Source organism: Butyrivibrio proteoclasticus B316, from assembly GCF_000145035.1.
Classification (GTDB): Bacteria; Bacillota; Clostridia; order Lachnospirales; family Lachnospiraceae; genus Butyrivibrio; species Butyrivibrio proteoclasticus.
Window position 1 is genome coordinate 3537366 of record NC_014387.1, and the last position, 17439, is coordinate 3554804.

At 35.6% G+C, this 17439-nt stretch carries 19 protein-coding genes and 1 tRNA gene; all 20 read right to left on the reverse strand.

The features are described from left to right. Window positions 1-20: 20 nt before the first annotated feature. Window positions 21-551, reverse strand: a complete 531-nt coding sequence (locus tag BPR_RS14950) for a hypothetical protein (RefSeq protein ID WP_013282325.1) — start codon at window positions 549-551, stop codon at window positions 21-23. A 23-nt stretch (window positions 552-574) separates the two neighbouring features. Beyond that, the gene (locus tag BPR_RS14955) at window positions 575-871 is read right to left on the reverse strand and encodes an STAS domain-containing protein (RefSeq protein WP_013282326.1); all 297 of its coding nucleotides are present in this window, start codon (window positions 869-871) and stop codon (window positions 575-577) included. Between the two features lie 153 nt (window positions 872-1024). Next, window positions 1025-1306, reverse strand: a complete 282-nt coding sequence (locus BPR_RS14960) for a hypothetical protein (RefSeq protein ID WP_013282327.1) — start codon at window positions 1304-1306, stop codon at window positions 1025-1027. Between the two features lie 63 nt (window positions 1307-1369). Then, window positions 1370-2794, reverse strand: coding sequence for an ATP-binding protein (locus tag BPR_RS14965; protein ID WP_013282328.1), 1425 nt, complete (start codon window positions 2792-2794; stop codon window positions 1370-1372). Window positions 2795-2959: 165 nt separating this feature from the next. Next, a tRNA-Arg gene (locus BPR_RS14970) sits at window positions 2960-3033 on the reverse strand. Between the two features lie 80 nt (window positions 3034-3113). Next, the gene (locus tag BPR_RS14975; RefSeq protein WP_167531177.1) at window positions 3114-3815 is read right to left on the reverse strand and encodes a histidine phosphatase family protein; all 702 of its coding nucleotides are present in this window, start codon (window positions 3813-3815) and stop codon (window positions 3114-3116) included. Window positions 3816-3895: 80 nt separating this feature from the next. After that, window positions 3896-4606 carry a purine-nucleoside phosphorylase gene (gene deoD / locus BPR_RS14980; RefSeq protein ID WP_013282330.1) on the reverse strand — a complete coding sequence of 237 codons (711 nt, stop codon included), beginning with the start codon at window positions 4604-4606 and terminating at the stop codon, window positions 3896-3898. Window positions 4607-4628: 22 nt separating this feature from the next. Continuing rightward, on the reverse strand, window positions 4629-5531 hold the full coding sequence (locus tag BPR_RS14985; protein WP_013282331.1) for a DUF3881 family protein: 903 nt from the start codon (window positions 5529-5531) through the stop codon (window positions 4629-4631). A gap of 59 nt (window positions 5532-5590) precedes the next feature. After that, window positions 5591-6886, reverse strand: coding sequence for a serine--tRNA ligase (gene serS / locus BPR_RS14990; protein WP_013282332.1), 1296 nt, complete (start codon window positions 6884-6886; stop codon window positions 5591-5593). Window positions 6887-7040: 154 nt separating this feature from the next. Continuing rightward, the gene (locus tag BPR_RS14995) at window positions 7041-7562 is read right to left on the reverse strand and encodes a DUF4446 family protein (protein ID WP_013282333.1); all 522 of its coding nucleotides are present in this window, start codon (window positions 7560-7562) and stop codon (window positions 7041-7043) included. A 22-nt stretch (window positions 7563-7584) separates the two neighbouring features. Continuing rightward, a complete protein-coding gene (locus tag BPR_RS15000; RefSeq protein ID WP_013282334.1) occupies window positions 7585-8487 on the reverse strand; it encodes a ParB/RepB/Spo0J family partition protein in 903 nt (300 codons plus the stop codon). 48 nt (window positions 8488-8535) lie between these two features. Continuing rightward, complete coding sequence (locus BPR_RS15005; RefSeq protein WP_013282335.1) at window positions 8536-9300, reverse strand: ParA family protein; 765 nt, start codon at window positions 9298-9300, stop codon at window positions 8536-8538. Window positions 9301-9622: 322 nt separating this feature from the next. Beyond that, window positions 9623-10363 carry a 16S rRNA (guanine(527)-N(7))-methyltransferase RsmG gene (gene rsmG, locus BPR_RS15010; protein ID WP_143754364.1) on the reverse strand — a complete coding sequence of 247 codons (741 nt, stop codon included), beginning with the start codon at window positions 10361-10363 and terminating at the stop codon, window positions 9623-9625. Further along, window positions 10353-12281 (reverse strand): tRNA uridine-5-carboxymethylaminomethyl(34) synthesis enzyme MnmG, encoded by a 1929-nt coding sequence (mnmG, locus tag BPR_RS15015; RefSeq protein ID WP_013282337.1) that lies wholly within the window; start codon window positions 12279-12281, stop codon window positions 10353-10355. Before mnmG ends, rsmG begins: the two co-directional genes overlap by 11 nt. Before the next feature lie 3 nt (window positions 12282-12284). Continuing rightward, entirely contained in the window at window positions 12285-13721 is a 1437-nt protein-coding gene (gene mnmE, locus BPR_RS15020) for a tRNA uridine-5-carboxymethylaminomethyl(34) synthesis GTPase MnmE (protein ID WP_013282338.1), read from the reverse strand. 295 nt (window positions 13722-14016) lie between these two features. Continuing rightward, window positions 14017-14775, reverse strand: coding sequence for an RNA-binding cell elongation regulator Jag/EloR (gene jag, locus BPR_RS15025; RefSeq protein WP_013282339.1), 759 nt, complete (start codon window positions 14773-14775; stop codon window positions 14017-14019). Window positions 14776-14789: 14 nt separating this feature from the next. Continuing rightward, window positions 14790-16100 carry a YidC/Oxa1 family membrane protein insertase gene (locus BPR_RS15030; protein WP_013282340.1) on the reverse strand — a complete coding sequence of 437 codons (1311 nt, stop codon included), beginning with the start codon at window positions 16098-16100 and terminating at the stop codon, window positions 14790-14792. A gap of 20 nt (window positions 16101-16120) precedes the next feature. Beyond that, on the reverse strand, window positions 16121-16330 hold the full coding sequence (gene yidD / locus BPR_RS15035; RefSeq protein WP_013282341.1) for a membrane protein insertion efficiency factor YidD: 210 nt from the start codon (window positions 16328-16330) through the stop codon (window positions 16121-16123). Further along, a complete protein-coding gene (gene rnpA / locus BPR_RS15040; protein ID WP_013282342.1) occupies window positions 16327-16677 on the reverse strand; it encodes a ribonuclease P protein component in 351 nt (116 codons plus the stop codon). The genes yidD and rnpA overlap by 4 nt, the downstream gene beginning before the upstream one ends. A 55-nt stretch (window positions 16678-16732) precedes the next feature. Continuing rightward, on the reverse strand, window positions 16733-16867 hold the full coding sequence (rpmH, locus tag BPR_RS15045; protein WP_013282343.1) for a 50S ribosomal protein L34: 135 nt from the start codon (window positions 16865-16867) through the stop codon (window positions 16733-16735). Between the last annotated feature and the right edge of the window lie 572 nt (window positions 16868-17439).

The window sequence follows — 17439 nt, forward strand, 5'->3', positions numbered from 1 at the left end:
TATGTCTACTCAAGTATATTTCAGAAAGCTTTTGTAACCGTCATTTCTACTACTCCGCCTTTGATAGAAATCTTAATATCATCAGCGAGCTTTTTAAGTACTGATTGTTCATAACGATCCCACTCAGGATCATCAATATATCTTCCAACAACGTCAGAAGCAATTTCGTCCGGAAGCTCATAGTATGTTTTATCACTTTCGGAGAGCATAGCCTCTTCAAAGGCATCTCTTAGCATTCCCAAAAAGGTTGTTGCTGCTTCATTTTTATGTGATGAGGCAGAAGAAAGAAGAAGGTGTCTCTTTTCCTTGTCCATCACAGTCTGCGTTGTCATCTTTAGATCATACTTGCCATTCTCGCACTCGACCCAGTAAGAAGCCTTAATTTCTCCGGTAATACTGCGTGCCATGCTGAGCATCTCTTCAGCACATAACTGAAGCTTTAATGATTCCTTGTCACCAAGCCCGTTAAAATCAGCTATTTTTTTGGTTGCCTCTACAGCTTCTTTAAATCCCAATCCTTTATTATCAATTGTAACAACATCTGACTTCATCTATAGCACCTCCTTAGCGCAGATCACTCAACGTCTAGTAATTCATCAAAGCCTGTTACTTCAAATACCTCTTTCACAATGTCATTGGCATTGACAATTTTCACGTTTCCTTTGTTGTGGAGCTGTTTTTTGGCAATAAGAAGAGTCCTTAGACCAGCAGAAGAAACATATTCCAGATTCTTCATATCAACAGTCAGATTCCTAACATTATCCAGACTTTCTCTTATTACCTGCTCTAAGTCAGGAGCTGTCATTGTATCAAGTCTGCCTTCAAGTACAATTTCAAGTTGATCACCATTCAGGTTTTTGGTTATAGTCATACTTGCCCTCCTTGCTATAAACGGGTCATCTGTTTTGTACTAATAATTTTATCATAATTAAGTGTATATTTATAGCAACCTGACGGCTATCCTTTATTAATTTTTTCTTAGGAAGAAGGTTAGACTATCCCCACCTTCATCGTTTTTCACCCTTTACAAATTCATACACTTTCTCTGACCAACTCCAGATGTCCTTACAATCATTATCAAGATAGAATGTCTTACATCATATATTTTCCTATATTCTTCAATCTTTTTTAAGATACTATCATCAGCTTCTACAGAACAAGCCCTGCCATTTTGTTTTTCGTAATTTATGAAATCATATACTGTCTGGATTTCCCATTCTGTAATATTAGGGTAGTCTGAAAGCTTCTTGTAAAAAACTCCATCCCAGCATTCGGTACATTCATATTCAGCTATCTTGATTATCATTTATAGCCACCTAAACTTAATATTCGTTAAATTAATGTCAATATACGCAGACGTCTGCGCTTTTTAATGATACATATCCTCTACTGTTATCAGTACAATATTGGTTTTATCTTGCGTATCAAACCAATCTGTAAATCCGCTTAACGAAAACAGAAGATACTTTGTAACATTGTATTTACCTGCGATCAGCCTCGCTCTTCCTAATAGAGTTTCGTATACACCTCTATCAATTTTCTCATTTTTGAATTTACATTCACCAATCACGGCAGTGTTATCAACTGTGGAAAGCCCCACTACATCAATGTCTGTTGCCTGCTGATACCACTTACCAGTGTCATCTTGAAGCTGCTCCACGCCCCACCATGTTCCTGCCTCAGTTATGAATGATCCAAATGCTCCTTGTATCCCATGTTCGAGGGTATAGTACCTGCACATTTCCTCAAATACACTTCCCATAAACGCATGTAGCTGCGGCTTTACAACCTTATCATAATAAAGTTCACCTTGTCCCATCTCTATTACGCTTATAGCTTTCGGTATAAACTCATACCAGAACTTAAACATATGGTCTTTAAGCACATACTGAGTTTTCTTCTTGTTCTTTTCTTCTGTTATGCACTTTTTCTTTTCTACCAATCCTACATCGATCAGTTTTTCCAAAGAGTACAGTACTGTAGCATCTTTCTCTTTTACTTTAGAAGCAATGATATTTAATGTATTCTCTCCAGAAGCTACTTGCTCAATAATATTGTTTACCAAGGTAACATCCGCAAACTCCTGCGTAAGAAGATTCTTAGTCTCATCAAAGAGATACCCATCTGTATTAAAGAACAATCTTTTTATGTTATCATCCAAGCTTTTTGTCGAATCGATCATAGCCAGATATTTGGCTACACCACCAGTTACGCCATAACAAACAGCCTTATCTTCAGGTGAATAATTGGGAACAAATAATGCTGAATCCCTGTAATTAAATGCTTCCAGCTTGATTTGAGAATCGCGTCTTCCAAACACAGGACTCTTTTCGCTAAGTACTTTATTTTCCATAAAGCTTAGCGCTGAGCCACAGAGTATCAACATGAGATTTTTATCAAGCCACTGTGTATCTATGTATTTCTGAAGAATGGAAAGAAGCGCTTCATCCTTCTCTGCCCAATATGGAAGCTCATCAATAACAAGAATTACTTTCCCATCTGATACAGATGTCCTTTTGGTTAGTATATCAAGCACATTTTCAAGAGAAGAAAACGCTACGCCACTATAATCCGGATCTACCACATCTAAAACCTGTTTAGCAAAAAGCTCTAGATTTCTATCTGCTCCCACTTTTGTAGCTGTATAAAATATTGCTTTCTTTTCCTTTATAAACTCAGTAATAAGCGTAGACTTACCCACTCTTCGTCTACCATAAATAACGGTCATTCCAAAACCTTCTTTAGCATACACTGTCTCTAACGACTGTAATTCTCGCTCTCTTCCAATAAACATCTAAAGCCTCCATTTTATTAAAATCATTTTTATTAAAATCCGTTTTAATAAAATCTCTTTGAATAAATTATAACGTCCTCAAATGTTTTTTTCAACTTTTCACTCATACTCACTCACTTTTTCGGGGAAAATAAAAAAGGAAGTGCAAAAAGCACTTCCCTTCAATGTTCCCGATGCGATTCGAACGCACGACCTTTCGCTTAGGAGGCGAACGCTCTATCCTGCTGAGCTACGGAAACACAATATGAATGTGCTGACTGAATGTCGCAGTCAGCACGCTTATATATATTATCACAATGAATTTCTCTAATCAAGATTATCACTTTCCAAAATTCATCTTCTCAAGTTTTACTTTTTCAAGATGCTTCATATCATTGAATATCTCAAACCTGGGAATAACCATATCTCCTGCTTCTCCGTCAAATGCAATTACAGAAACTGAGCATACTCCATATGGAAGCATGGTTAGCACCGCCGGAAACTGCATATTCAGTATGTGGGAAAAGAGAACAGCTCCTGATCCGCCATGTGCGAAAAGAGCTATAGTATCATCATTTTTTTCTACACATCTATAAAATCCGTTTTCTCTTTTTAACCCATATTCTGATAAAAGCTCATCTATTCCCTTTGATATTGGTTCAAAATAGTTACTGCATCTGTTCTTTTGAAAATATGGATGTGATGACCAGTTATTACTTCCGATATACTCAGGATTTTCTGTAAGAAGCTTGTAACCAAGTGACCAAGGATGTCCGTCAAAAGGTATTTTTTCCTGACTGTCACTGTCTTTATCACCCCAGTCTATTTCGTGCATAAAATCCAGCTTATTTATATCAAGGTCATGGTCTTTAGCTGTATAAACGGCTGTTGCAACTGCCCTTCCCATAGGAGATGAATATATTTTTTTAATGTTTTCTTTTTCAAGTCTCGTGGCTGTTGCCTTAGCCTGTATTTCACCATTGGCTGTCAGGCAGTCGTTAGCATAATCAGGCTCTCCGTGTCGAACAAATATTAGTCTCATTTTCTTTAAAAATACAGCTGTTAACAAACTAATTTGTAACAGCTGTATATAATCTTTCATATTATTGGGATTACTATCTATCAAAGCTTGATTGCAGTCTTAAGAGCAATCTCCATCATGTCTGTGAAGCTGTTCTGACGCTCTATTGCTGAGAGTTCCTCAGTCTTGTAGAGGTGATCAGATACAGTAAGAATTGTAAGAGCATTCTTTTTAGCTTCTGCAGCATTCATATAAAGAGCTACTGTCTCCATCTCAACAGCAAGACATCCAAGATTTCTATAACGATCAGCTTCATCACAATTCTTTTTATAGAAAGCATCAGAAGCAAGAACGTTTCCTACATGGTATCTTACACCCTTTTCTCTAGCTATATTAACAGCCTTCTCGAGGATGTCATATGTAGCTGTAGGACAGAATGTTCCAGGAAGACCGAACTGGAATCCATAGTTGGAATCAGTGTGTGCACCCATAGCAAAAATTATGTCTCTTACATTAACATCGTCCTGCATTCCACCTGCAGAGCCTACTCTGATAATATTGTCAACATCATAGAAATTGAAAAGCTCATATGTATAGATACCAATTGAAGGAATACCCATACCATGTCCCATTACAGATACTTCTTTTCCTTCATATTTTCCTGTAAAGCCGAGCATTCCTCTTACTTCATTAACGCATTTAACGTCTGTAAGGAAATTCTCTGCTATAAATTTAGCTCTTAATGGGTCTCCAGGCATCAGGACGGTCTTAGCGAAATCGCCTTTTTCTGCACTATTATGTGGTGTTGCCATTTTTGTTCCTCCTTAAATATTTTTAATTTCCTTTATTGTCTTTGGAATCAGGATAATTTATTTGTCCCTGCATCCAAATGTTTCCCTTAAATCTTCTACCGACAGCCGGTTCTCCGAGAAGATCAATTTCATTAATTCCAAGATCAAACTCCAGATCATTGCAATTGATCCTCATAATGTGAACTATTTCACCTGTAAATCTGTTTGTAACTTTTCTGGTTGCAGTAATTTCTCCCAGAACAGAATAGTGATCACACTCTACTCCGAATGGCATAAAATAAGAATCAACAAGACTATAAACATCATTTTTCCTTATCTTCTTAGAAATAGATGTATATATATCCATGTCGTCCAATGTCAGAGACTCAATTGCTGTGTCGTCTCCTTTTCTGGCATTATTGATCAGCTTATTACGATAATTGTTTTTCTTTCTGGCTACTTCTTTTTCCTCTTCAGTTTTGGCAATAGGCATCAGAATCTGTCCCTTTGTAGAAAGCGCTGAAAGACTGAGTGTTGTTCCTCTTATCGGGAAATTTTTCTCATTTTCATATTTCATATAAGGAATCATATTCAATAGATAAAATATGAGTGTTACACCAACCCTCGGTTCATTACACACTCCTTCGTATGAAATAGTGGCCGCATGTCTCTCTACATTGAGATCTTCTTCAGTACTGACTCCTGATGGGATCAGATAAGGATAATAATATTCATAAATGAATTTATCTTCCTCATCAAATTCCCCGCAGACAGCCAGTCCTATGTCATCAGCAAAATCCCTTGTAAACTCTGCTACCATTCCGTCATCTTCAGTGGATACATAACTTCTTCTTGTAGCATCCTGTATACAAGCTGTTATAAGTGCCGTTAATTCTTTTCTATTTTTAATTTTTGAAAAACCTACGCAGCGTAAAAATTTATGCACTAGGATTTCACCTCATATTTACTAGTACTAATTATGACTGTTGTGCAACAGTCACAGATTTAAGCCTTTTTCTTTGTTGGAACAAGTACTTCTTTTCCACCCATATATGGACGAAGAACCTCAGGAATACGTACGCTTCCATCAGCCTGAAGATTGTTCTCAAGGAATGCTATAAGCATTCTTGGTGGAGCAACAACTGTGTTGTTAAGTGTATGAGCAAGGTAGTTTCCATCCTTACCCTTGATTCTGATCTTAAGACGTCTTGCCTGAGCATCGCCAAGATTAGAGCAGCTACCAACTTCAAAATACTTCTTCTGTCTTGGTGACCAAGCTTCAACATCACATGACTTACACTTAAGATCTGCAAGATCTCCTGAGCAGCACTCAAGAGTACGTACAGGAATATCCATTGATCTGAAAAGATCTACTGTATTCTTCCAAAGCTTGTCATACCATGCCTTGGATTCTTCAGGCTTACAGATAACTACCATTTCCTGTTTCTCGAACTGGTGAATTCTGTAAACACCTCTTTCTTCGATACCATGTGCACCTTTCTCTTTTCTAAAGCATGGTGAATAGCTTGTAAGAGCCTTAGGCATTTCCTCTTCAGGAATGATCTGGTCGATAAATTTACCGATCATTGAATGCTCACTTGTACCGATAAGGTAAAGATCTTCACCTTCAATCTTGTACATCATTGCTTCCATCTCAGGGAAACTCATAACTCCGGCTACTACATTTCCATGGATCATGAAAGGTGGTACACAGTAAGTAAAGCCTCTATCAATCATGAAGTCTCTTGCATAAGAAATAACTGCAGAATGAAGTCTTGCAATATCTCCCATGAGATAGTAGAAACCATTTCCTGCTACTCTTCTTGCTGCATCAAGATCAATTCCGTCAAAGCTTTCCATAATATCTGTATGATAAGGAATCTCAAAATCCGGAACAACAGGCTCACCGAACTTCTCGATTTCCACATTCTGTGAATCATCCTTACCGATAGGTACTGACTCATCAATAATCTGAGGGATGATCATCATTTTATTTGTTACTTCTTCATCAAGCTTTTTCTGATTCTCTTCGAGCTCTTCGAGTCTCTTTGCTTCCTTGGCTACTTCATCCTTGAGGGCCATAGCTTCATCTTTTTTGCCCTGTGCCATAAGTCCACCGATTTCTTTGGAAATCTTATTCTTGTGAGCTCTAATTTCATCAGCTTCCTGCTGGTTTGTTCTTCTCTGCTCGTCCAGTTTGATAACTTCATCTACAAGAGGAAGCTTCTCATCCTGAAATTTCTTTTTGATGTTTTCTCTTACTACATCTGGATTCTCACGTAAAAATTTAATGTCGATCATCTTGATCTCCTCCAAAATATTTATTTATTTCCAGGTATCTGTTAATTGTAGGTACCCTTATTGGTATTTTTGTTAGATGCTATCTATTAAATATCATCCGTTATTATAACTCAATTTTTTGATTCTATTTTTTCTCTTATTTTTTTAAAATTCTTTATCTTTTTGTACTTTCCAAAGCTTTTTCCAATGCTCTTCTTTCATCTTTGCTAAGTTCAACATCTGCAACTCCGGAAGTAATCTCTTTAGAATATGAATAATTCATTCCATCTGAGTTATGAACTGAATTCAAAAGAAATCCATTATCCTTTTCATCGAGCATACACAGGGCAAAACTAAGTTTTCCACCCCCCTGACTAAATGCATCATATTTTTCAAGGCCAATTTTCTGGAACGAGTTATTCAACCTTCTGTTTATGTCAATGATATCTTTTCTGTTTTTCTCATTCTCACTTCTGATCATTCTGTTATCATGGAAAAGACCTACGATCTCATCCTCAAGAGATTCTGCTTCCTTGCCCTGCATAAACTTGGAATATTTACGCTCAAGCTTGGAAATTTTTCTCCACTGGATGATTATCAGTATAAACGCTACAATCAGAAGTACCAGCATTACTATAAATATAATTGCCGGATCAAAATTTCCTAATCCTATCGCACTAAGTATACTACTGTTCATTTTAGCTCCCCAACAATGTTATTTAATTTTCCTTACATATTCTCTCAATGATTTTCTCGAGATCATCATTGTTATAGAACTCAATTTGGATAAGGCCAACTCCATCTCCTTTAGATGAAATATCTACCTTTGTTCCAAGAGCCTGCTTACATTTCTCTGACAGACTTCCATAAACAGCATCTATACTCTCTTGGTTCTGAGCTTTCTTCTTATTCTTAGGTGTTGTCTTTCCAAGATTCTTAACAAGCTTCTCTGTCTCTCTAACGCTCAGTTTTTCATCAAAAACTTTCTGCGCAAGCTCATACTGCTCATCAGGATTTTCTACCGGTATAAGTGCTCTGGCATGTCCCGTTGATAACAGACCTTCAATTACCATCTCTCTTACTTTGTCACACAGTTTCAAAAGTCTGAGTGAGTTAGTAATCGTAACTCTGCTCTTGGATACTTTGTCAGCAACTACATCCTGTGTATATCCAAATTCATCAATCAATTTCTTATAAGCAAGTGCCTCTTCAATAGGATTGATGTCTTCTCTCTGAATATTATCTATAAGAGCAACTTCTGCTATTTCCTGTTCAGACAAGTCCTTAATTATTACAGGAACTTCTTTAAGTCCAGCCTTCTTGGCTGCTCTCCATCTTCTCTCACCACCTACTATTTCATAGTGGTCTCCTCTATCCTTAACTATAAGAGGATTTATGATTCCAAATTGTTTGATTGAATCAGCAAGTTCTAAGAGCTTATCTTCATCAAATGTTTTTCTTGGCTGATTTCTGTTAGGCTCAACCTTTGTAATATTTACCTTTTCAACTTGTCCCTCTATATGCTTTTCTTCAATCTTTACTTCTTTAGCAGGACTTACCTTTGCAGGTATTATTGAATCAAGGCCTTTTCCAAGACCTCTTTTAACACTTTTTGTTGCCATTATCTCCTCCAACTATTGTTTCCCATTTTATATATTTAGAATTTGCTTTCAGAATTCTCTATCTATAACTTCATCTGCAAGAAGTCTATATGCTTCTGCACCAGCTGACTTAGGCTCATAAATGTTTATTGGGAGTCCATAACTTGGCGCTTCTGCCAATCTGATATTTCTAGGGATTATTGTTTTATAAACATTTTCCTGAATATGTTCCTTAACATTCTCTACTACCTGAAGTGAAAGGTTTGTTCTTGAATCAAACATTGTAAATACAACACCTTCCATTTCAAGTTCAGGATTCAGTCTGTCTTTAACAAGATTGACTGTATGTACTAACTGGCTAAGTCCTTCCAAAGCATAATACTCACACTGAATTGGGACCAGTACAGTATTAGCTGTTGTCATAGCATTTACAGTTAACATACTAAGTGAAGGTGGACAATCTATAATAATAAAGTCATAGTTATCTTTGATTTCTTTTATTGATTCTCTCAGAATGTATTCCTTCTGTTCCGCATCTATAAGTTCTATTTCTACAGCAGCCAGATTGACATTTGAAGGAATAATATCTAATTTATCAAAGACCTCTTCATGAATTGCATCTTTAACATCACATTCGCCGATCATCAATTCATAAATTGTATTATCAAGCTCATTTTTATCTAGTCCGAGTCCACTTGTCGTATTACCCTGCGGGTCAGTATCTATAACTAATACTTTTTTACCTTTTTCTGCAAGGGCTGCAGCCAAATTAATAGAAGTCGTTGTTTTACCGACTCCTCCCTTCTGATTTGCTATTGCTATTACTCTACCCATTTCTCCTCCACATAATTAAGCACTAATATGATTTTAGCACAAAACTAAAACTAAACACTAAGTTTTTGTATTTCTTTTAAACTTTTTATGTCACAAAGTCTTAAAATCTGCTTTTTATTTTTTGATTTTAATGAAATCACTATATGTTGTGCTGACTATTTTCTGTCTTATTTCAACAATTCTAATACAAAAGTAATGTTTCACATGAAACAATACTATATTTAGTACTGCAATGTTTCATGTGAAACAATCATTAGTAATGAGAATTTAATGTTTCACATGAAACATTCTCACCGATAAAAAATTATCAACACAATATATATTAAAGTGGTTCTTTAGAAGGAACACCTGCTTTACGAGGATACTTTTTTGAAGTAGGTTCAATCTTATTAACAATACAAATAGTTCTATTGATATCAGTATTAGGAAGAAGAAATTCATCAGAGCTAATAAGCTTTCCACCTAACAAATGAATTGCTCCTTTTGCTTTCTGTAATTCATCAGAAGCTTTTTCACTTTTATAAGCTATGAAGTTACCACCAACCTTAACATATGGTAAACAGTATTCACAAAGAGTAGACATATTAGCAACAGCTCTTGATACTACAAGATCAAAAGACTCCCTAAGAGAATCTTTTGATTTAGAAGAAGAATAATCTTCTGCTCTTCCGTGCAGAGTTACAATAGAACCTGACTCATTAAGTCCAAGAGTATCGATAACTTCATCCAGGAATTTAAGTCTCTTATTAAGAGAATCAAAAAGAGTAATATGTAAATTAGGAAAAACAATCTTAAGAGGAATACCTGGAAAGCCTGCTCCGGTACCTATATCAATAAGTGAGTATTCCTTATCAGAGAAATCAAAATATTGTACAGCAGATATACTATCAACAAAATGAAGCTTACAAACATCATCAAAATCTGTAATAGCAGTTAGATTCATTACTTCATTCCATTTAATAAGTAATTCATAATACTTATCAAACTGTTCAAGCTGTTTATCACTTAGTTCCACGTTAAAAGATTTTAAATCTTTTAACATCTGCGAGTATTTATTTCTCATCATTTTTTCCTCTATAAATAGAATCAAGGTAAATCAACAAAACAGAAACATCAGCAGGATTAACTCCTCCAATTCTGGAAGCCTGTCCTATATTAGTAGGTCTAAACTTCTCAAGTTTCTGTCTTGCCTCAAGTCGTAAACTTGAAACATCACTATAATCAATATCAGCAGGAATCAGTTTCTTTTCAAGCTTCTTAAATTGTTCAACCTGTCTTTCCTGTCTATTAATATAACCTTCATATCTGATAGTTATCTCAACTTGTTCAATAACTTCCTTAGATAAAACAGGTCTTTCTTTATCAATAGGGGCTAATGTTTCATATGAAAACTCAGGTCTGCAAATTAGTTCTGCAAGAGATGTCGCTGTTTTAAGTGGAGAACTACCATTATCTTCCATAAATTTCTGAATAGTAGCATTAGCACCAACAGTAGTATTCTTAAGGCGTTCTACTTCCTTAGCAATTTTATCTATCTTATCTGTAAGCCTGTTATATTTATCTTCACTGATAAGACCAACTTCATAACCTTTTTTCCGAAGTCTTATATCTGCATTATCCTGTCTGAGTAAAAGTCTATACTCAGCTCTTGATGTCATCATTCTGTATGGCTCAAGGTTTTCTTTAGTAACAAGATCGTCTACAAGAACACCAATATATCCTTCCGAGCGATCAATAGTCAGATATGGTTTGTTCTTAATCTGCATTGCTGCATTAATTCCGGCATATAATCCCTGAGCAGCAGCTTCTTCGTAACCGCTACTTCCATTAAACTGACCAGCGCTAAATAGTCCATGAATATTTTTAATTTCCAAAGAAGGCATCAATTGTCCAGGACATAAGCAATCATATTCGATAGCATAAGCACTTTTTACAATTTTACAATTCTCAAGACCCGGAACTGTTCTATACATTGCAATCTGAACATCCTCCGGAAGTGAAGATGACATGCCATCAATATAAACTTCGTTTGTATATGTTCCCTCAGGTTCTACAAATACCTGATGTCTCTCATGGTCAGGGAACTTAACAACTTTATCCTCTATGGAAGGACAATACCTGGGACCAATACCTTCAATAATTCCGGCATAAATTGGCGACCTATCAATGTTATTACGTATTATTTCATGTGTTTTTTCATTTGTATAAGTCAACCAGCATGACACCTGCGGCCTTTGAACCTCATCAGGATCTGTATCAAAAGAAAATGGAACAACAGGAGAATCACCAAATTGCTCTGACATCTTGGAATAATCAATTGTATTACCATCCATTCTTGCTGGTGTTCCGGTCTTGAATCTGCGAAGTTCTATACCGGCATCGATAAGAGATTGAGACAATAGATTAGATGGAAGTAGTCCATTAGGGCCACTATAAGTAATTGCTTCTCCTGTAAGACACCTGCTTTTTAGATAAGTGCCTGTACAAAGAATCACAGCTTTTACATCATAAACAATCCCGGAAAAAATCTTAACTCCGACTATTTTTTTGGTGTACTCTGCTTCTTCATTATCAACCTGATAATCTTCCATTAGTATTTCAGAAACTTCAGCCTGCTTGATAGATAAATGTTCCTGAGCTTCAAGAACTCTTTTCATCTCCTTGGAATATTCCATCTTATCAGCCTGACATCTGAGAGAATGGACAGCAGGTCCTTTAGAAGTGTTAAGCATCTTTGATTGCAGAAAAGTTTTATCAATAACTTTACCCATCTGTCCACCAAGAGCATCAATCTCACGAACAAGATGACCCTTGGAAGATCCACCAATATGTGGATTACATGGCATGAATGCTATATTATCAGCACTCATTGTAAAAATAATTGTTTCTAGTCCAAGTCTGGCACACGCAAGTGCAGCTTCACATCCGGCGTGACCAGCACCAATTACAGCAACATCATATTTTTCTCTAATATCCATCATAAATCACTTACCCATACAGAACTTGGAGAAGATTTCTTCAACAAGATCATCCCCAACCTCTTCACCTATTATTTCGCCTAAACTTGCATAGGCATCATTTAAATCCACAGTATAAAAATCTTCAGACAAACCTTGCTCAATACTATTCCTTACAAGCTGCAAACTATCGAAACTATCTTGTAAAAGAGCTTTATGTCTAAGGTTTGTTATGTAAAGCTCCTGTTTAGGAACAATCTCACCATTTAAGAATAAATCAGATACAGCTTTTTTCAGATCATCAATACCGTTTCCTTTGAGCATTGAAGTCTTAATAATAGGTAAATTATAGTTAGAAGTATCTGAAAAACGCATACGAACAATATCATCTGTTATCTTAATTTCATCACTTAAATCATCCTTATTTAAAAGAACTATAGTCTTCTTATTCTTGCAAAGGTCAATAATATCATTGTCTTCATCATCAATTTCTGCTGTAGAATCAAGAATATACAAGACAAGTTCTGCTTCCTGGATCATAGACTTAGCTTTATCAACGCCGATTTTTTCGATAACATCTTCAGTATTGCGAATTCCGGCAGTATCAATAAGATGCAGAACGATATCTCCAAGCCTTACTGTTTCTTCAATAATGTCTCTGGTTGTTCCAGCAATATCAGTAACTATAGCTCTCTCATCTCCGGTAAGAGTATTAAGAAGAGATGATTTACCGGCATTTGGCTTACCAACAATTACTGTTTTAATACCATCTTTTCTAATTTTGCCTTCATCAGCAGTATCAATCATATGTCCAATTTCCGACATAATATCAGAAATAATAATATCTAATTTATCAGAAAATCCGGTGAGGTCATAATTTTCAGGATCATCTAGAGCAGATTCTATAAAAGCCATCTGATAAATAATCTTCTCTCTAAGGGATTTTATCTTTTTATAAATTTTTCCCTGAAGCTGATTTCTTGATGCCTCAAGTGCAAAATTATTCTGAGCACTTATTACATCCATAATAGCTTCAGCTTTTGTGAGATCAATTCTACCATTTAAAAAAGCTCTTTTTGTGAACTCTCCAGGTTCAGCAATTCGACATCCGTTTTTTAATAGAAGTTGCAGAATCTGATTCATGATCAACATTCCACCATGAGAATTAATCTCTATAACATCCTCCCTGGTATAACTATGAGGTGCTTTCATAAAAGAAATCATTACTTCATCAATAATCTGATTTTCTTCCGGAAGAGAGTTATCCACAATATATCCATATGTAATGGTATTGGCTTTATGCTTTAAAAGATTGTGTTCTTTAGCTGCAGAAACATAAATCTTATCACATATTTCAAGAGCCATAGGACCACTAACTCTGATAATGCCAATTCCCGCATCACTCATTGCAGTCGCTATAGCACAGATTGTATCACCATTAAAGTTATTCAAATAATTCGACATTTCTTCCTTACCTAGTAACTTCACTTAAACAAAAAGAAACAGTAGCAATTATATAATCAAAAAGTATTATCAACTAATACTAATATAGCATACAAAGAAATAAATAAAAAAATAGACCTAAAGAAAAAGTATCTAAAATACTCAGTTTTCAAATGATCTGATAATGCATTAAACAAAAAACAAGAATCTGCTAACTGTTTTGATCAATGCTGAAAGGAAGCAGATTCTTGTTTTAAAGTCTTAATGAATTACAACACAGACGAAAACAAGTATTTTAGATACTTATCTAAAAGTATCATTTCTTGAGTGTTACAACAACACGGCGAAATGGCTCATCACCTTCACTATGAGTAGTAACATATCTGTCATTCTGAAGAGCAGAATGGATAATTCTTCTCTCATAAGGATTCATAGGCTCAAGAGCAACAGACTGTCTAGTCTTTCTAACCTTATAAGAAATGTTCTTGGCAAGATTTTCGAGAGTAGCTTTTCTTCTCTCTCTATAGTTCTCTGTATCAACCTTAACATGAACATAATCAGATGACTCTTTGTTAACTACAAGTGAAATGAGGTACTGGAGAGAATCCAGAGTCTGTCCTCTCTTACCAATGAGAACGCCCATCTCGGCTCCGCTAAGCTCAACGTCAAGAATACTATCCTCAGCAATGAATTTAGTATTAACGTTAACTTCCATATTCATAGCGCCAAAGACATCTTTAAGAAAATCGTTAGCTTTCTGAACAAACAGATCACCATCAGCAGCTGATGTTTTCTTAGCTTCAGCCTTAGGTGCTTCCTTAGTTTCACTTTTTGTATCAACCTTAGATGTTTCTGTCTTAACTTCATTAGTCTTAGGAGCAACTTCCTTAACTTCAGGCTTGTCCTCTTTAATTCTTGCTTTGATTATAGCTGGCTTAGCATTGATTCCGAGAAATCCTGCTGAACCGCTTGAAACTACTTCATACTCTAATCTGTCGCTTGTAACCATAAGCTGTTCACAAGCTTCTGTAATAGCATCATCTACATTCTTAGCTGTAAATTCCCTAAAGTCCATTACAATCTCCCCTATCATTCTTTTGTATAGTTTTCGTTATAATCTTTAACCATATTTGCCTTGGCTAAAAGAGAATCCTTACGAATGTTGTTCTTCTCGTATATTTCTCTGGATCTGGCTACCTTCTTCTCTACATCTTCAGTAGTAACAGTCTCTTTTCTTGCAACTGAAGAAAGATTTCTTGTAGACATATTGGCATACATATTCATATTAGGAGATGATTTCATCTTCTCCATCTTCTTTTTGTATTTCTCAGTATTCTTGGCAATCTCTGCGTCTATATCAGTCTTATCAATGTGTCTATTAATAACAATCTGCTGAATAGATCTGATCACAGCACCGGCAATCCAGTAAACACCCATACCTGCAGGAAGACTCAAACAGAAGAATGCTGACATAAGAGGCATCATAATGTTCATAGTCTTCATAGACTGCTGCATCTGAGCAGCTGGATCATTAGGATCAAGCTTGGCATTAGGATCAGTATTCTGAGGCATAAGCTTAGTGTTAACCCACTGAGTAAATGCTGCAAGAACAGGAACCATAACACCGCCAAAGAATAAAAGGAAATTCTTATTGGCAAATGCAGTCTGAATCATATACATTGGACTATCAGCTATATTAAGTCCAAGGAATGAGTTAAATGTATTCAGAGCACTATGAGTCTTATCTATAGAAGAAGAAAGATTTGTGAAGTGCTCAGAAATACTAGCCCAATCTGCTGTTGATGTCTTATTGAGGATATCAATATATGTATTCTCAACAAATTCTACATTTCCTGAAGTGAACTGTTCATTTGAAAATCTACTTGTAAACTGAGAAGCGCTCTTAAGTGTCTGAAAGAAATCAGCAGCCCCATCAGCTGTACGAAGTTCCTCTACAAGAGGATAAAAAGCATTTCTTACGATTGTAACGTATGCAGGAATATTACTAATTACTCTGTAAAGAGCAAACAGAATAGGCATCTGAATGATAAGCTGAAGACAGCTACCAGTCTGTGAAACGCCATATTTAGCATAAAGCTCTTTAGTTTCTGCCTGCATAGCAAGCATTGAATCATTATCTTTTTTACCTTTATACTTATCCTGAATAGCCTTGAGTTCAGGGCTCATCTTAGCCTGAAGTTTAGAAAACTTCTGCTGTTTGTAAGTTAAAGGAAGAAGACACAGATAAATAACAATTGTAAAAATTATAATTGCAAGACCTATATTAGGAATTCCAATAGTGTTGAGAACATTGAAAATTCCATTCATAACATGGCCAAGAAGCCACGCTACAGGACCAACAATTTTGCCTGTGTCCTTAGTTAACAAAACTCCTATCAAATTGTACCTCCTCTAAAAGTTCACGGAACCGGATCGTAACCTCCGCTTGAAAAAGGATTACACCTAATAATTCTCCAAACGGCTAAAAGTCCCCCTTTTAATGCCCCGTACTTTTCTATTGCTTCTAGTCCATACTCCGAACAAGTCGGTATATATGGACATTTTGTTCTCTTTAATGGAGACAAATACTTCCTATAAAATTTTATAAGAAAAATCAATATTTTCTTCATAAAATACCGCCATTTTTCTTTATGCGGGCCTTACCTGCCAGGCTTAATAGAGATTCCTGAATATCAAAAAAACTAGCATCTCTCGCACAGGCTCTGGCTACGATTACTATATCCAAACCACTATTGAATACATTTTCCTGTAATCGGTATGATTCTCGAACAAGTCTTGCAAATCTGTGCCTCACAATACTGTTCCCTATTTTTTTACTACATGAAATCCCAAGTTTATTGTCAGAACGGCCATTTTCCCACACATATAACACAATATATTTATTGGCATAGCTCTTGCCATTCTCATAAACGTTGCGGAATTCACTTGTTTTTTTCATTGATTCTGAAAAAAGCATTTTTTATTCCTTTTTTAATTGAAGAAAAAAGGCCACATTTACTGCGGCCTTTAAATCATGCTGATAATCTCTTTCTTCCCTTTGCTCTTCTAGCAGCAAGTACTTTTCTGCCGCCCTTAGTAGCCATTCTTGCTCTGAAGCCGTGTACTCTGGCTCTCTGAAGCTTATGAGGCTGGAATGTCATCTTCATAGTGGAAACACCTCCTTCTTATACAAACTAAATCAATCTCGAATTTAATGTACGTAATCACCTAAATGTATTGAAAAATCCATTTAAATGATTAATGATTGCATCCTGTGTGGAAAAAATCTTTATAATTATAATAAATAAAAACGCGTCAGTCAAGCCATAAACTCCACGTAATTACATAATAAAAATCTTAAAATATTTTTAAAATTAATTTCATCTACATGTGGTGTAAAAAAAAATTATCCACAGCAAAATGTTGATTTTGTGGATAACATGTTGATTAATATTTTCCGGCATTTTTTATCCACATTTTTCCAAATTTCTGTGGAAAACCTTGTACATAATAGGTTGATAAAATTCCAGAAATGCCTATTTTAAGCCATTTATAACTGTAGATAGTTTAAAGTGGAAAAAGGGTGAGTTTTCCACAGGCTTATTTTTTTATTGTGTTTTTTTACTAATAAAATGTGGTTTTCCACTTACCCACAATGTAAGGTATGTGGTTTGATATTTAAACTCAATTAATATAAAATAGTTAAAGTCTAAAATTATGCCTAGTTGGGGAGTTTTTA

Excerpts from the sequence above, each read along its gene's own strand:
- BPR_RS14950 (WP_013282325.1), bottom strand. The coding sequence starts at position 551 with ATGAAGTCAGATGTTGTTACAATTGATAATAAAGGATTGGGATTTAAA.
- BPR_RS14955 (WP_013282326.1), bottom strand. The coding sequence starts at position 871 with ATGACTATAACCAAAAACCTGAATGGTGATCAACTTGAAATTGTACTT.
- BPR_RS14960 (WP_013282327.1), bottom strand. The coding sequence starts at position 1,306 with ATGATAATCAAGATAGCTGAATATGAATGTACCGAATGCTGGGATGGA.
- BPR_RS14965 (WP_013282328.1), bottom strand. The coding sequence starts at position 2,794 with ATGTTTATTGGAAGAGAGCGAGAATTACAGTCGTTAGAGACAGTGTAT.
- BPR_RS14975 (WP_167531177.1), bottom strand. The coding sequence starts at position 3,815 with ATGAGACTAATATTTGTTCGACACGGAGAGCCTGATTATGCTAACGAC.
- deoD (WP_013282330.1), bottom strand. The coding sequence starts at position 4,606 with ATGGCAACACCACATAATAGTGCAGAAAAAGGCGATTTCGCTAAGACC.
- serS (WP_013282332.1), bottom strand. The coding sequence starts at position 6,886 with ATGATCGACATTAAATTTTTACGTGAGAATCCAGATGTAGTAAGAGAA.
- BPR_RS14995 (WP_013282333.1), bottom strand. The coding sequence starts at position 7,562 with ATGAACAGTAGTATACTTAGTGCGATAGGATTAGGAAATTTTGATCCG.
- BPR_RS15000 (WP_013282334.1), bottom strand. The coding sequence starts at position 8,487 with ATGGCAACAAAAAGTGTTAAAAGAGGTCTTGGAAAAGGCCTTGATTCA.
- BPR_RS15005 (WP_013282335.1), bottom strand. The coding sequence starts at position 9,300 with ATGGGTAGAGTAATAGCAATAGCAAATCAGAAGGGAGGAGTCGGTAAA.
- rsmG (WP_143754364.1), bottom strand. The coding sequence starts at position 10,363 with ATGAGAAATAAATACTCGCAGATGTTAAAAGATTTAAAATCTTTTAAC.
- mnmG (WP_013282337.1), bottom strand. The coding sequence starts at position 12,281 with ATGATGGATATTAGAGAAAAATATGATGTTGCTGTAATTGGTGCTGGT.
- mnmE (WP_013282338.1), bottom strand. The coding sequence starts at position 13,721 with ATGTCGAATTATTTGAATAACTTTAATGGTGATACAATCTGTGCTATA.
- jag (WP_013282339.1), bottom strand. The coding sequence starts at position 14,775 with ATGGACTTTAGGGAATTTACAGCTAAGAATGTAGATGATGCTATTACA.
- yidD (WP_013282341.1), bottom strand. The coding sequence starts at position 16,330 with ATGAAGAAAATATTGATTTTTCTTATAAAATTTTATAGGAAGTATTTG.
- rnpA (WP_013282342.1), bottom strand. The coding sequence starts at position 16,677 with ATGCTTTTTTCAGAATCAATGAAAAAAACAAGTGAATTCCGCAACGTT.
- rpmH (WP_013282343.1), bottom strand. The coding sequence starts at position 16,867 with ATGAAGATGACATTCCAGCCTCATAAGCTTCAGAGAGCCAGAGTACAC.